10 protein-coding genes are annotated in these 15,152 nt (G+C 42.1%); 6 read left to right on the forward strand and 4 right to left on the reverse strand.

All coding sequences use genetic code 11. The features are described 5' to 3' along the window. Positions 1-18: 18 nt before the first annotated feature. Positions 19-267 carry a DUF2960 family protein gene (locus ALT761_RS00430; protein ID WP_129735645.1) on the reverse strand — a complete coding sequence of 83 codons (249 nt, stop codon included), beginning with the start codon at positions 265-267 and terminating at the stop codon, positions 19-21. A 245-nt stretch (positions 268-512) separates the two neighbouring features. On the opposite strand from ALT761_RS00430, the gene ALT761_RS00435 reads away from it, so the two are divergent. Both ALT761_RS00435 and ALT761_RS00440 read left to right on the forward strand, forming a co-directional pair. After that, positions 513-2,291: a BCCT family transporter gene (locus ALT761_RS00435; protein ID WP_129735646.1), complete on the forward strand. Its 1,779-nt coding sequence runs from the start codon at positions 513-515 to the stop codon at positions 2,289-2,291. A gap of 146 nt (positions 2,292-2,437) precedes the next feature. Beyond that, positions 2,438-3,094 (forward strand): hypothetical protein, encoded by a 657-nt coding sequence (locus ALT761_RS00440; protein ID WP_129735647.1) that lies wholly within the window; start codon positions 2,438-2,440, stop codon positions 3,092-3,094. Positions 3,095-3,145: 51 nt separating this feature from the next. On the opposite strand, the gene ALT761_RS00445 is transcribed toward ALT761_RS00440, so the two are convergent. Then, positions 3,146-3,613, reverse strand: a complete 468-nt coding sequence (locus tag ALT761_RS00445) for a hypothetical protein (RefSeq protein WP_129735648.1) — start codon at positions 3,611-3,613, stop codon at positions 3,146-3,148. 269 nt (positions 3,614-3,882) lie between these two features. Here ALT761_RS00445 and ALT761_RS00450 point away from each other — a divergent pair, with 269 nt between their 5' ends. Then, positions 3,883-4,362 (forward strand): hypothetical protein, encoded by a 480-nt coding sequence (locus ALT761_RS00450; RefSeq protein ID WP_129735649.1) that lies wholly within the window; start codon positions 3,883-3,885, stop codon positions 4,360-4,362. A 41-nt stretch (positions 4,363-4,403) separates the two neighbouring features. Here ALT761_RS00450 and ALT761_RS00455 read toward each other — a convergent pair whose 3' ends face one another. Both ALT761_RS00455 and ALT761_RS00460 read right to left on the reverse strand, forming a co-directional pair. Continuing rightward, on the reverse strand, positions 4,404-7,697 hold the full coding sequence (locus tag ALT761_RS00455; RefSeq protein ID WP_129735650.1) for a DUF3427 domain-containing protein: 3,294 nt from the start codon (positions 7,695-7,697) through the stop codon (positions 4,404-4,406). A 216-nt stretch (positions 7,698-7,913) separates the two neighbouring features. After that, positions 7,914-9,563 (reverse strand): L-lactate permease, encoded by a 1,650-nt coding sequence (locus ALT761_RS00460; RefSeq protein WP_129735651.1) that lies wholly within the window; start codon positions 9,561-9,563, stop codon positions 7,914-7,916. A 315-nt stretch (positions 9,564-9,878) separates the two neighbouring features. On the opposite strand from ALT761_RS00460, the gene ALT761_RS00465 reads away from it, so the two are divergent. The 3 genes from ALT761_RS00465 (at position 9,879) to ALT761_RS00475 (ending at position 15,141) form a co-directional block, all read left to right on the forward strand. Further along, positions 9,879-10,454: an RNA polymerase sigma factor gene (locus ALT761_RS00465; RefSeq protein ID WP_129735652.1), complete on the forward strand. Its 576-nt coding sequence runs from the start codon at positions 9,879-9,881 to the stop codon at positions 10,452-10,454. Continuing rightward, a complete protein-coding gene (locus ALT761_RS00470; protein WP_129735653.1) occupies positions 10,454-11,545 on the forward strand; it encodes a FecR family protein in 1,092 nt (363 codons plus the stop codon). Before ALT761_RS00465 ends, ALT761_RS00470 begins: the two co-directional genes overlap by 1 nt. Positions 11,546-11,676: 131 nt before the next feature. Continuing rightward, positions 11,677-15,141: a TonB-dependent receptor gene (locus tag ALT761_RS00475; RefSeq protein ID WP_129735654.1), complete on the forward strand. Its 3,465-nt coding sequence runs from the start codon at positions 11,677-11,679 to the stop codon at positions 15,139-15,141. Positions 15,142-15,152: the final 11 nt, after the last annotated feature.

Genomic DNA, 15,152 nt, shown 5'->3' on the forward strand with positions numbered 1-15,152 from the left:
CGTTGTAGGGGTTCACCATCATTCTTGGCCATTTTTTAAGAAGTACAAATCAGAAAACCCCATTTTTATAAATTCGGCATCTCTATAGTTTCTTACGGTTTTTTTGTCTTTGCTGATAGAGGCAAGTTGCTGCTCAGTTTGCAAAAACTGAGTAAGGTCTATTCCTTCAGCATCGGCCACGGCTTCATGCATATTTTGATAGCGGCTGTAAGAAAAGTTTATTTCTTTTGCCACACCATTAAATTTATAACGTACTTTATGGGCCATGTTCTACTCAGGTTGGTCGATAAAAATTCGAAAACGGTTTAACCGCCATTATAAACGCAATTAGCGGTGCGTAATCAAAAAGCTTAGTAATAAAGCTATCGAGGTCGGGTGAACATTACGCGTAAACTTGCAGTCAGTTACACCAGCATACCTACAGCGTTAATCTGGTACACTGTTTCGCTAGATTGCCCGTTTAACGCTTCATTGCATAATGGCATCTATAAAAACAAAAAAAAGGAACGTGTATGAGTAGTAACGCCCAAAATGCGTCTTCAAAAAAGGCCACCACCAAACAGGAAAGCGCGTTTAGCGTTATCGACAAGCCAACGTTTTTTGGCTCTCTTATTCTTCTTCTATCGGTAACCATTCCTTTAATTATTTGGCCGGATCAAGGCGCACAGTGGGTGGCGGCCGCAAAAGACTTCGTTACCAGTAAACTAGGCGTTTTGTACTTATTGCTAGGCGTTGGCGCAGGTGGCTTCATGGTTTACATCATGTTTAGCGACATCGGCCAAATAAAACTGGGCGAGCCAGAAGAAAAACCCGAGTTCTCACCAGTATCATGGGCTGCCATGCTGTTTTGTGCAGGCATTGGGGCATCTATTTTGTACTGGTCTATGATTGAGTGGGTGTATTACTACCAAGCACCTCCGTTTCATATACAAGGCGAAACCCCAGAAGCTGCCAAGTGGGCTGCTGCCTATGGCATATTCCACTGGGGGCCGCTAGCGTGGGCTATTTACCTTATTCCTGCCGTGCCTATTGCATACTTCTATTATGTGCGTAACCACAGCGTATTAAAAATATCAGAAGCGCTAATGCCGGTTATTGGCGAAAAGCTAGCCCACGGCTGGTTAGGTAAAATTATCGATATCAGCTTTATCTTCGGCATGTTAGGCGGTGGGGCCACCACGCTAGGTTTGGCTGCGCCCATGATTAACGAAGGGGTACATGAGTTATTCGGTGTGCCCAAGTCGCTGACTACCCAAATAATTGTGCTTATAACCTGTACCGCTATATTTGGTTACAGCGCGTACGTAGGGTTAAAAAAGGGCATTAAGCTGCTGTCAGACATTAACTTTTGGCTGGCTATTGGGTTGCTGCTGTTTATTTTTATTGTAGGGCCAACCCTGTTTATGGCCAATACCGGCTTAGATGCCCTTGGCCGAGTTCTTAGCAACATTGTAAAAATGGCCACATGGCTAGAGCCATTTGCCGAATTCAATGGCTTTCAGAATACCCACTTCCCCCAAGACTGGACCATATTCTACTGGGCTTGGTGGCTGGTATTTGCACCTAGCGTAGGGCTTTTTATCGCGCGTATTTCAAGGGGCCGCACTATTCGTACAATGGTGGCGGGTTCTATGTTCTTTGGTACCATGGGCTGCTTTTTATTCTTCATGGTAATGGGGAATTACGGCTTGTATTTGCAGCTGTCGGGCGAACTAGACGTATTAACCATACTCAACCAGCAAAGCCCAACCGCAGCCATATTTGCCATGCTTCATACACTGCCATTGGACTACCTGGTTATCTTCGTATTTACCTTATTGGCGCTAATATTTACAGCAACTACCTTCGACTCTATTTCTTACATTCTAGCGGCAGTAGTACAAAAAGAAGTAGATGAAGAACCGTTACGCTGGAATCGTTTGTTCTGGGCGTTTGCGTTATCGTTCATGCCCATTGTACTTATGTTTGTAGGCGGGTTAGAAACGCTACAAACGGCATCGATAATAGGGGGCGTGCCGCTATTAGCGGTGGCCCTATTGCTGTGCATTTCCATAGTGCGGGCGGCAAACTACGACATGCGCTACCAGCCCGATTATTCTATGAAAGAAATCAACATTGGTGAATTCCCCGACGACGATCCATGGAGCGAAGAAGGCACGTGGGATATTGAAGAAGAGGGCGAAGAGGGCAAGCAGAACGAAGAGGATGTTCCCATTGCGGCTAAACCTAAACCTCGTGAACCTAAACCCCATGTTGAAGGCGACCCACACAGTAAGCCGTCGCGGCTGTAATTTATTAGTGCGAGTACGTTAAACAAAGCGCTGCCGATTGGCGGCGTTTTTTTGTTTTTAAAACAGCGCAATTAACTTTTCCTATAAGCTAGCTGTGTTACCGTTATTGGCATTAATAGCCCCGAAAGTTCCAAGCAAGTAGCACTATGTCAGTAAAGAATTATCAAAAATACTACGAACCATTAAACGCAGTACATTCGGCTGACTTTAACCGCTGTATTTACTGCGGTTGCGAAGCGGCGCGCCCCGACTTTATTCCGCCCATAAAATTTATTCACGACTGGCGAGACGTAAGCTCAAGCGCCGATTTTATTTCAGTACCCGCATGCAATGAATGCTTCGACCTACTCAAAAATGAAAACAACGGCACGCTAGAACCCAGAATCATTGTGTTAAAAAAGCTATTGGCAGCAAAGTATAAAAAAGCCGTTAGAGTATTTAACCACTGGAGCATGGATGAAATAGAAGAAATGGATATCGCGTTTCAAATAAGCCTTAAAGGCGGTATGTATTTAGGTAAAGAAGCCCTTTCACGGATCCACTTTGCTGGCTTCGATTATGAAATAAACGGCAGTACAACGCGGGTAGCAAAACCGCAGCACGACGTGTTTAAGGTGTTCGATAAAGAATTCGAGAGCTTTAGAGAAGCGCTAGCCTTTGCCAGCGACACCTACCAAATAAAGAAAAGCCGACTAAGCCAGCTTTACTTTGAGAATGATGAGAGCTTTGATAAGGCTATTGGGGTTTTTCATGGGTTGGTTGGTAAACAAGAAACGGTGGTGTTTCTCACAGGGGGGAAGTGAATTACCTCCCCTTCAATCCTTAAAAATCAGCCAGTAATAGTAACATACTTCTTATAACGAACAGTGGACACTTAGCTCACTGTTTTCTTTCGCTGTCAGCGAAAGTTGTATTGTTGTAGTTTTTACGATTTCGTCGATTTGTTGAGGTTTCAAGTCAAAATATGAAGCCATACCGATCATTTTTGGTAATACTTTATCTACTTTAATTAGGTTGTTTACGGCTTTGTTTAATTCGTCATTACATGTTTTGCTATTTACCTTCTTGAAGGATGCACTTAAATATATATCTACAACTAACGTATCTTTTTGTGTCCCAAAAAATTTGGTAAATACTTCTTGAATGTCATCGGCTTCATTTTCGGTGGGGTTCTGTGAATACAGCGTCAGGTAAAGCATTTTAAGATTATTAACGATTAATTCGAAATGGTTAACCTTGTAATTCGAAAGTTCGCTTCCGATACTTTTTGGTGCGCACAGCAATAATGAGACCACCAGTAGGCTAGATAGTAAATACTTCATGAAATTCCCTATTCAAAGTTTATTATTAATTTACGATAAAAGATTACTTTCGTGGATATTAAACAAAGCAATATTTATTTGAAAAGTATTTTACTTATCCTTTGGTATAAATATTCATATCTGATAAAGGTTTTTGACTCATCTAAAAAGATATAAAATGTAAGCTATTTTTGTAAGCTTATGGGGGTTCACTTAACGATAGTAGGACATGAAACTGCGTTGATGCAGAACACTGTTCGATAGGTTTTATAATTTATAAGGAAATTTTTATGGATATATTCGAATTAGTTTTTGCTAGTTATTTAGAAGCAGTTTCCAACTCGGTATATAACGAATTATCAGATATTCGTGGAATTGAAGTTCAAGCTCAAGTCGTCACCTATAATGACTTGGAAATTTCGTATTCTTACCAGTTATGGAAAATACAAACGAACTCAATATGTGGAATTTACGATAGAGACTTAAATGCAAAATCTAAGTGCTCGGTATCTGCAAAGAGTATGTTTGGAGAAATGTGTTCATACCTTCAGAAGAACCCCAAACCTGGTTGGCAATATTCAAAACTGAAAAATATGTATTGTTCAGCAGCTACGAATTATAAACCAATTATTGCTAGCGTGACCTTGGAAGGTAAGACAAACTCAGAAAAGAAAAGAGAAGAATGTAGCATAGCTACACTTCGTGTGATGCAATCCGCTTCTGCAGCGAACTTAGCAGCAAAAGAAAAAGCATGTAAAAAAACTAACTAACATAGCTAAGGCTCTTGTATATTTCGCACGTAATCTTAATTTTACGTAAGAAGCTCCCAAACTACATTCATTGGCTTTTCGCTTTCGTGTTTGACGTATTTAATTTCCCCGTAAAAGGTGAAGGGCGAAGCTGTCTTCCCTCTTAACTTACTCTCACGAATAAATAAGTAAACACGACTATCTATTTTGTGATGCTCAATGATTTCACGTCCACGTTTGTTACTAGGCGAGGTACTATTTTGCGACTGCCAGTGAAAGTGTTTTTCGTCTATAAAGTAGTCGTGATATTGGTGATTTTCTGCCTTTCCTTGCTTATTTAGTGTAACTAGAAGAATTTGAGCGTTCTTCTCTTTTAAGACAACGTGGCCCGACTTCCAATTACCGGGGTTAAATTCTTCATTGAAAAGAGGCGGTATTTCCTCCCGCATAAACTCTTCACCTACAAATAACTCAAGTGGGTCAACTTTCCCTTTTAGCCTAGCAAACGTCACCATATCTTCGCTTGCTGCTATATCTTCATAGTCTGGGTTCGCTGCGCGTAAGGTGTAGCTACCGTCATTATTTTTCAGTACTTTTCTCAATAGGTACTGGTTATCTCCTGCGGTGTCTTGGCGCTCAATAGCAACGGTGGTGTTGCTTATGCCGCCTGCGTTGTTAGAGGTAATTTGTTCTAGTAACAAATAATCGCCGTCATAAATTGGTGTTTTACCACCATTCATTGAGTTGCCTGAAGCGCGAGCTATGAAATGCTTGGTGGTATCCAGGCGACCAAAACCGCTCGGCATATTAACCATTTCAGAGGCTTCCGCGTCACCAGTTTTAAAATGACCGCAGGCTATTTTAATATCAGGGAAGAATGGTAACTGCTCCTTCTCAGGAAACCGCACTATATTATTGGTTGAAGGAATGTCGACAGGCGGCCGCTTGCGCTTGTAGTCTGCTAACCGTTGCTCATTTACTTCTTTTGTCATCAAACGGAATGTTTCGAGCTGACTGGCAGAAATGCTTTGATTAAAACTAAACTTATCTTGAGAGTTATTGAACCACACTATTTTCGACTCAGGCTCCAGAGTACACCAGAACTTAATCGGAAAATCACGCCAATGCGCTTTCCATTTCGCTTTACCTAAAGACTCTAATTGCTGCTTACTTTCTGGTAAGTCTGAAACCCATTCCGGATTTTCTAAAAACCATTGGTGCGCCCATTCGGTTAAGTCATCTATGCTTACCTGCGTTTGGAATGCTTTGTGTTCAATAAGCGTGGCAAGTAATACAAGCTTGTAGCATTTTGAAGTGCGGGTTACTGCAAGATCTTTAAACCATTGAAGGTGCTCTTCAAGAACTTCAAGTTCGGCAGGTGTAAGGTCGCCTTTGTTATCAACAAACTCCCACCATGAGCCACGGTTTTTGCGAAGTTTAACCATATTTGCACCGGCGGTATAAAACTCGGTGTAGGAAGGTCGTCGGCCTAACGATGACTTTAGTTTTTCATATTGCGTATCAAGTTGATCTTCTGAGAGGCTTTCAAGAAAATCAATAAATGCTAAGTCAAAGTTAACGTAACACCCGTCGGGTAGTAAGGGGTTAGGGTTCTTGGCAATACTTACTATTTCATGTCTATTTAAAGGCTTATCTTTAATGCCAGCAAACAGCATTTCTGGGCGGTTTAAAAAGCTATGATGGTTACCAACAAAATCCAGAATAACTAATCGTTCTTTACCTTCGCTGCGTCGCAGGCCTCTTCCCATCTGTTGTAAAAATAGTATTTTTGATTCTGTAGGTCTAAGTAGCAATACAGTATCTATTTGCGGTAGGTCTACGCCTTCATTAAACAGATCTACAGAAAATAATATCTGTATTTTGCCATCACTTAATCGCTCTAATGCTTCTGTCCGTGTGAGTTCTGAATCGGAGTGAACGCTTGCCGCACTTACGCCGTTTTCATTAAAGTACTTGGCCATGTAATCAGCGTGTCGTCGAGACACACAGAATGCCAGCGATACCCTTTGAGCTTTTTCCTTCCATTCACTTAATGCATGTTTAGCCCTGCCTTTTGTGGCTAATTTATTTGAAAGCTTTTCTGGATCGAAGCGTCCGTTTCTCCAAGGCAAGTGCTCATAATCGACTTCTTTATCGTAAATACCAAAATAGCTAAACGGGCTTAATACGTCACCGTTTACACCATCGAACAAGTCTTTTTGGTAAATTAGCTTGTTATCACACAACTTAAGAATGTCGCTACCATCTGTTCTATTTGGTGTGGCGGTTAGGCCCAACATGAAAGAGGGATTAAAATGCGCTAATAGTCTTTGATAGCCGTTGGCAGCAGCATGGTGAAATTCATCTACTACAATATAATCGAAGTCGTTTTGATCGAATTTATTTAAATGGCTTTCTCGTCCAATTGTCTGCACCGAAGCAAACAGCATATCGAACTCTTTGTCTTTTTGTTTTCCTCTGTACCTACCGACCTTTTTACTGGGGAGAATTTTTAAAAAGCTAGCTTCAGCCTGCAAAAGAATTTCTTCTCTATGCGCTATAAACAAGACCTTCTTAGCATTAAACTGCGCTGCATCGAACGCTGCTAAGTAGGTTTTCCCCATACCCGTAGCTAACACTACGAGGCCTTTTTTAAACCCAGAGTCACGAGCATATTCTAAAGCTTCAAGCGCCTCTATTTGGTGATCTTTTGGAGTAGGTATTTCGTGTTCGGTTTCGGAGGGAAGCGCAGAAGAAGAATACAACGGCGTTACTTTTCTAGCTGTGTTGTAACGAACTTCGTAGTCTTGAATCCAGTTATAGCTGAGTGACTTTACCTGTGGAAGAGTAAGTAGGTGGTTATATTCCTCTCGAATATTATCAATTCGAGCTTCTGCTTCACTGTCTTTGTTGTTCGGGTAATCAATACGGTAATTCCATTCTATACCGTCGGTTAAAGCCGTTTTACTGATGTTACTAGAACCGATGAATGCTGAAGCGGATACAACGCCTTGTTCGCTGTCGGTCACAAAAATGTACGATTTCAAATGAAAACTAGTAGCTTGTCGGCTCTCGAATACTTGTATATTAGCGCCACGCTCTTTCAGCAACATAAGGCGTTTCAGAGCTTGGGGCTCTGTAATATTCATATAGTCGGACGTTAAAACCGTGAGCTCTACATTTCTTGTGGAAGAGCTCATCGCAGCTTCTATATCGTCGACGATAAGGTTTAAGCCAGAGTTGCGAATGAAGGAAACGGCAATTTCAATATTCGTCGCAGTTTTAAGTGCGTCTCGAATTTCATGCAGAAGGTGCTTTTCTTGCCTGCCAGTAATTAAATAATTTTGTACTGTCATTTTTTAACTTCGGGCACAGTTTGGTTAACTTCCAAGTTAGCCAACAAATCGTAACGATCTGCGTTGCCACCATAATGCGGAGTAAATGCTTTCAAGACTAAAAATCCTTATTTATTCTGCATATACAATATCGTATTAGTTCGTACCCGACCAGTAGTACAGTTTCAGTCATTAAGGATTAGTACACAGCCCAAGTTAAGGAATTACCCACTAACCTCACCCTCCAACACCAACCCAAACTAATAAGACACCCATACCGCCAGCCACAAAAGCGAACACTGCCAGTATTAGCGATGTGCTTTTTAGAATGTCGCCATCACGGTTTTGCAAACCAAGAATAGCGGTTACTGCCACTATGTTATTGATGCACACCATGTTGCCCATGGCGGCGCCTACACTTTGTAGTGCCAGTATGGTGGTTAAGGGTAATGACAGTTGCTCGGCAATGGTGGTTTGAATACCTGCGAAGGTTAAATTAGAAATAGTGGCCGACCCTGAAAAGAATGAACCTAGTGCACCTAGTAGCGGCGCGAAGAAGGTCCAGTTTGCGCCGGTTATTTGTGCCAAGTGATGTCCTATTTGGGCTACTGCCGCGCTGTTTTGGCCAGAACTTTCGCCAAGCATCATCATGTTCACAAAGATAAGCGCACCCAGCATGGCGAAAAAAGGCGTGCGCATGCGGGAAAGGGTTTGTTGGCCTGCTGTTTTTAAGGTATTCGGCTCTGCTTGTTGGCGAAATAGCCATAAGGTTACGCTGCCTGTTACCGCAAACGGAATGATAGACGGAATATACAAAACGCTATGTTTCCAGGTTACCGCGGTATTTAAGATGTCGGTTAAGCTGGCCACTAAACTTGTGCTTATGTGGAAAGTGCCTAAAAAACCTAGGCTAATGTGTAATGCAGGTTCGGTGGCTTGTAAAAGCGCTTTTAACCCTAGTTCCGGCAGGCGAGTTAACACTAAAAGCAACACGGTGCCCCACAGCGGGAACGCGGCTTTTATTAGTGTTTTTAGTGGAACTGTATTTGATGACGGTTGTTCGATGGCAGTGGGTCGATCAGCTGTTGGTCGATTTACTGCCTCTATTCCTATTTTATATTTCGCTAACAACAGAGTAATGATTAAGCCAATTAGCCCGCCAAGTAACGAAGGGAATTCAACACCAAAATAACTTAGCCCCAAGTAGGGCAGGGTGCATGCGCAGGTGGAAAGTAGAATAAAAAGTAGGTTCTTTTTAATGTCGGCGGTATCGCTTACTACTAATCGCAATGCCAATATCACAATAATAGGGGCGGCTATGGTGTTAATAAGGGCTGCTTGCTGTGCTATTTCCCGCACGCTTTCTTGGGGAAGCTGCAACAGCGATAAGCCAAACCATACAGGTGTGCCCATGGCCCCAAAAGTAACGGGAATGGTATTTAGCACTAAACAGAACAGTGCCACTCGTAAGGCGGGAAAACCAAGGCTGTAAAGTATGGGGGCGGCAATAGCGGCCGGTGTACCAAAACCACTGGCGCCTTCAATTAGAAACATAAACGCCCAGCCTACAATCATTAGCTGGGCTACGGGGTTTTCGCTTACGCCATCTAGCGATTTACGCAAAATAGCTAAAGCGCCGGTAATTTCCATGCACTTAAAAAGGAATATAGCGCCTGCAATAATAGAAAGCGGGGTAAGTGCCAGCAATGCGCCACTTATTACATTGGCATTCACTAATTTTGCGTCTTGTTTGAATACCAACAGCACCACAATATAAGCTACCAAAGCGCTTAAAGGTAAGGCTTTGCTAGATGGCATAGGGTTCTTTTTTACCATTAAGGTAATTAGCAAAATAAGAGGTAGGTAAGAGAACGCTAAATTCATCATAGTGAGAAGGCTTCGCTTAATGTGTGCATCATATTGTGTCGGCTGCTTATTAACTTTTCCAACTTATTAGCACTCTCTAGGAAAAGAGTGTAATTAAGTGGGTTGGCTACTTTAAAAGTTGCTACTTATAATAGTTTTACATTAGAAATCTTGTAATTAACTGTCAATGTCGATTACATTAATACGGAAAGAGGTTATAAAAATAAAAAATACCTCTGCTACCTTGCCTGCGACACAACACTAATAAAAATTCGCTTAACGCCTTTGTTAGCGAGTTTATTCGCGCTAGCAAAAAGAAAGACCGCAGGGAAAGGTATGTCCAATCTAGAAAAAAGTGAGTCAGTCACCTCTGTATTTACAGAGTATAGGTGCTCATTGCGTAAAATGATTAGCCGTTATCTCTCCAGAAAAAGCGACGTCGAAGATGTTCTGCAGGAAACATTTGCTAGAACCTATGCTGCCGACAAGAAAAAATCAGTTCAATTTCCCAAACTGTATTTGTTTAAAACAGCAAAGCATCTTGTATTTAATGAAAATACTAAGGTGACTAATATGTTAACCGAATACCTCGAAGACACTGCACAAATTGAACACCCCGGCTCAACTATTAGCCCGCTAGATTCACTTAGCCATGCTGAAGAAAAAGCGTTGCTTCAACGGGCCATTGAGAACTTACCCACACAATGTAAACGTGTTACAGCTCTTCGTCTGAATAACGACTTTGCTGTTAAAGATATTGCTGACGAACTTAACTTGTCACTAAGTACAGTTGAAAAGCATCTAGCGAAAGGTATAGAGCGTTGTGACAGTTATATGCGTGAATATGTTAGTGAGTGCCAAAGTATTAAAAGTGAAGAAAAGATGCCTATAAAAAGAAAGGGGTCTTTCTGATGCCTGAAGTCGTGAATTTCCCTAATACAGTTGCCGAAATAAGGGCGCAGGCGTCTGAATGGATTGCAAAAATGCAATCGGGTCCTCTGTCTGATGTTGAACAAGCTGAACTGAAAGTGTGGGTAGCGCAAAGTCGAACACACGAAGTAGAGCTTAAAACGATGGCTGAAAACTGGGACCGCCTACACTCTTTAGGGAAGAAACATTCAGCAACATTTTCTGAGTCTTCAAATACAGAGTATGAGAGAAAAAATACGAATACTTGGTCTAAGTTCGCACTGAAGACGGCTGCAGTTATTTCGTTTTTAGCCCTAATTCCTCTCGTATATATGTTATCGATTAACCCTAATTCGAAATTCGATACCAATGGTGTTTTCGTCACAAAAATTGGGGCTCAAAAAACTATAAATTTATCAGATGGCTCTGTGGTGTTTTTAAATACAAATAGTGAACTTCGGGTTAACTACAACGAGGATTCAAGAAACCTTACGCTCATAAGGGGAGAAGCGAGTTTTGATGTAGCTAAAGATAAGTTGCATCCATTTGTTGTTAAAGCTGGTAACGGTGATGTGCAAGCCCTTGGTACTAGCTTCGCAGTTAGACTGAATGGTGAGAAAGTTGATGTGCTTGTATCGCATGGCACGGTACGAGTTAGAGCTAGTGATACCAACACCAACACTAACACTAACACTAACGCCAAAGATGAGCGTACCGAGAAACAAAAAGTAGAAGTGAGCAATGCGGAACAATCAGTGATAGCACGAGCCGGGAACCGAGTTGTTTTTGAAAAGCGTAAGGTTGAATCTGTCACCGTAGAGGCGCAAGAAACGCTAGATAGAGAGCTGTATTGGAGAAAAGGCTTTCTAGACTTTAATCAAATACCGCTGGCACAAGTTGTATCTGAAGTTGCTCGTTACACTGATTATAAAATTGTTATCTCCGATCCTACTTTGGAACATCTTAAAGTGGGTGGTTATTATCCTATCGACAATATTGAAACCATTTTTGAAACGCTAGAAATGAACTTTAATCTCGAAGTGACAGAATTAGATGGTAATACATTTTTAATTAAAAAATCATACAAAACATGAGTTTACTTTATGTTTAAAATTTATTTCAGTTTTAAGTAGCGGTTTTTTGCTCAGAATTGCTTGTAAGTTATTAAGGCTGACAGAAAGTAGACAGAGATTTACATTTCAATGACAGCCGATACGTGGGAAACATGATAGTAAGACCGAGTTTGAAGCCCGTATTCGTTTATTTTTTTATTTTGCTTACTTTTCCCCTATATGTCGCTGGGGAAGTTACGCCTGAGCAGTTAAAAAAATTGGTGTCGTTTCAAATTCAGCCATCTGTCGCTCCGGATAGCTTAAAACTATTCGCTGAGCAAAGTGGACTTGCCATATTGTTCCCACATGACTTGGTCGCCAGTTCTCATACTAATAACCTCACTGGTGACTATTCCATTCAAGACGGTCTTAACTTGTTGCTTAAGCAAACGGGTTTAGAAGGTTCGGTGTCGGCTAAAGGTACTATTTTCATTAAGGTGAAAGAGCCTCCTAGCGCGCCTGAACCAGAGCCGTCTTTGATTAGGGTAAGCACAATGAAAAACACTCAACCTAAATTCAAAGAAAAAAAGATAGTGCGTGGCATCATTGCATCCTTACTGGCAGCATCATCGGCTAATGCAGTCGCGCAAGAGAGTACTGATGCAGAAGGTAATGTCGAAACCGCTTCGGAAGAAAGAATAACTGTTGTTGGTTCACGAATTGCTGGGGCGTATGTAGGTGAAGCGTTGCCAGTAAGCGTTATTGGTGTTGATGAAATTGAAGCCATTGGTGCTGTATCTGGTGATGAGCTCTTTCGATCAATTCCACAATTTGGAGATGTAAGCTTTAACCAAACATCAGGCCAAACAAGCAGTAACTTTGCTAGGGGCGACGTTGGTTCTGTTGATTTACGTAATTTAGGGGTAGGTAGCACCCTGGTGCTTATTAACGGCAGACGCGGAGTGAACTATCCAAGCAGTCAGGCCAGTGGAACTTTAGCTCCAGTACTCACTTTCAATGCTAATACTATTCCAACCAATGGAATAAAGCGTGTAGAAATACTTCGTGATGGCGCTGGCGCTATTTATGGTTCGGATGCGGTTGCTGGGGTAGTAAATATCGTTTTAAATGACGATTTTGAAGGCGCAAAAATAGAGGCTCAGTACGGTGCCGCTGAAGGTACCAACATGGACGAGCTGAATTTAAGTGGTACCTTTGGAACAAGCTTCGCCAATGACCGCGGTAATATTACGGTTTTCGCCAACTACACCGACCGCTCTGCATTGCTAGCAACAGATCAAGAGTTTTCTGCATCAGGCGACCTTCGCCCGCTGTTCGTAGGCACGGCTTTTGAAGGTTCTGGCTCTTTAAGAAACACAAGTTCAACGAGGCCGTGGGGGAACTATCAAACTATCGGTGGTGTACCGGTTTCGCAAAACGGTGAGCTTGTTACGAGTGCTGGTGGCAGCTTTCATATTCAGCCTTCTACAAATACAGGTTGCCTGACGTCACTAGGCAATGGTATTTGCATAGATGACGGTTCAGCTTCTACAACAAGTACAGATGAAAATACGCGATGGGATGCGAGACAAAACTATCCAATATCGTTAATGCCCGATCTTGAGAGAATTAACACTTTCGCGATGGCTAAATATGATTTAACAGATGATATTGAGTTGTTCGGCGAAGCATCTTATTACCGCGGGGTAACCTCCAGCGTTCAAGACTCTCCATTTTCCATTAGTTCAATTAGCATGACAGTGCCTGAAACTAACTACTGGAATCCTTTGGGGCCAACCACTTTTGCAGATGGCTCGGTTAATCCCAATAGATTAGATGGTTTAGATATTTCTGAAGACGGCCTTCCAGTTACGCTTAGCACCCTAAGGTTTACAGATGTTGGTCCTACAACAGTAGATGTAACCGCCGAGCAGTATCGCGTGTTAGGTGGCCTTCGCGGCGCTACCGATAAGTGGGATTGGGAAACCGCCATGTTTTATAGTGAAGCTACAGTGGATGATAAGCAGCTAGGTATCGATTCTACTGCTTTGCAAGCTAGCTTGGCTTTATCTACACCCGATGCATTTAACCCATTTAACGGTGGTGATCCTGAAAACCCGGGAAGTGATAGCACCTTTAGTTCGCAGACAGCAATTGATGCAATAACTATTGTCGCTAACCGAAAAAACAAAACTACCCTTTTCCAAGTAGACCTAAACGCATCTCGACCAGACTTATTTACACTATGGGCGGGCGATGTAGGTATTGCGGTAGGGGCAGAGTTTAGAAGAGAAACACAATTAGACGACCGTGATGAAAACGTTGATGGCACAAACACATGGTACGACACGGTCACGGGAACAACTCAAGAAAGTAACTTATTTGGTGTGAGTCCAACTCCAGATAATTATGGATCTAGGAAGGTATACTCAGCGTTTGCCGAGCTAGCTATTCCGCTAGTAAATGATGATATGGATATTCCATTAATGCAGTCGCTTTCGTTACAAATTGCGGGCCGATATGAAGACTATAGCGACTTCGGAAGTGTAGCAAAACCTAAGGTGGCTGCTTCTTGGGTAGTTAACGATTTTGTAAGAATGCGTGGTTCGTACTCTGAAGGATTTAGAGCGCCTAACCTAGAGCAAGTTAACGCTTCTATTATTACTCGAGGAAATACTAGAACAGATTGGATTTTCTGCGAAGCTGACTTAAGAGCTGGAAGAATTGATAGTTTTGAAGACTGCGATGCAAGCTATGTAGCAACAGCAAGGCGTTCAGGTAACCCTGACCTTGAGGCGGAAACTTCGACAAACTGGACAACAGGTGTTGTTCTCTTGCCCGATTTTTTACCTGAAAGCTTTGGAAGCTTCACGCTGTCAGTCGATTACTGGTCGATAGAGCAAGAAGGCATTGTTGGGGTATTTGGTGGTGGGAATGCACTAATAGTAGATTATCTTGAGCGTGTGCAGGGTAACTCAAATTCCAATGTTACTCGTTTAGAGCCAGATGCTGATGATATCGCTAGGTTTGAAGGCACGGGATTAGATGCCGTTGGGCAGGTAACTTATGTGGCTGATGTTTACAGTAACTTGCAGCCTCAGAACGTAAGAGGTATCGATCTCAGTGCTATTTGGCGTAAACATAATACTGAATATGGGAATTTTGATTTAAACATTAATGCTTCACACCTTATTGAATATAGCCGTGGTGTTCCTGATGCTATTAATGCGCTTTACGATGCCCGTGATGCAGGCTTGATAAATGAGGGGACGGAATTACCAGAATCATCAGATCTCATTGAACAAAATGGTAACCCTAAATGGCGAGCTTCGACGTCACTGACTTGGGCGTACGATCAAGTTCGTGTAGGTGCTAATGCCACGTATGTGTCGAGCTTTGATGATACTTCTTTATCAAGTAATGGCGAATATTGGAGAGTAAGAAACCATACAACGGTGAACTTATATACGCAGTATACCCTTCCTGAAGACATCCTCATGGGCAGTAAAGTCAAAGTCGGTGTTCGTAACCTCTTTGACAGACAACCTCCATTAGCTGATGAAACCTACGGTTATAGAGGTTCGGTGCATTCTCCGATTCCAAGATACTTCTATATCAACATTGCCACAGAGCTTTAATTAATCAGCAA

It is taken from the genome of Alteromonas sp. 76-1 (assembly GCF_900654235.1).
GTDB lineage: Bacteria > Pseudomonadota > Gammaproteobacteria > Enterobacterales > Alteromonadaceae > Alteromonas > Alteromonas naphthalenivorans.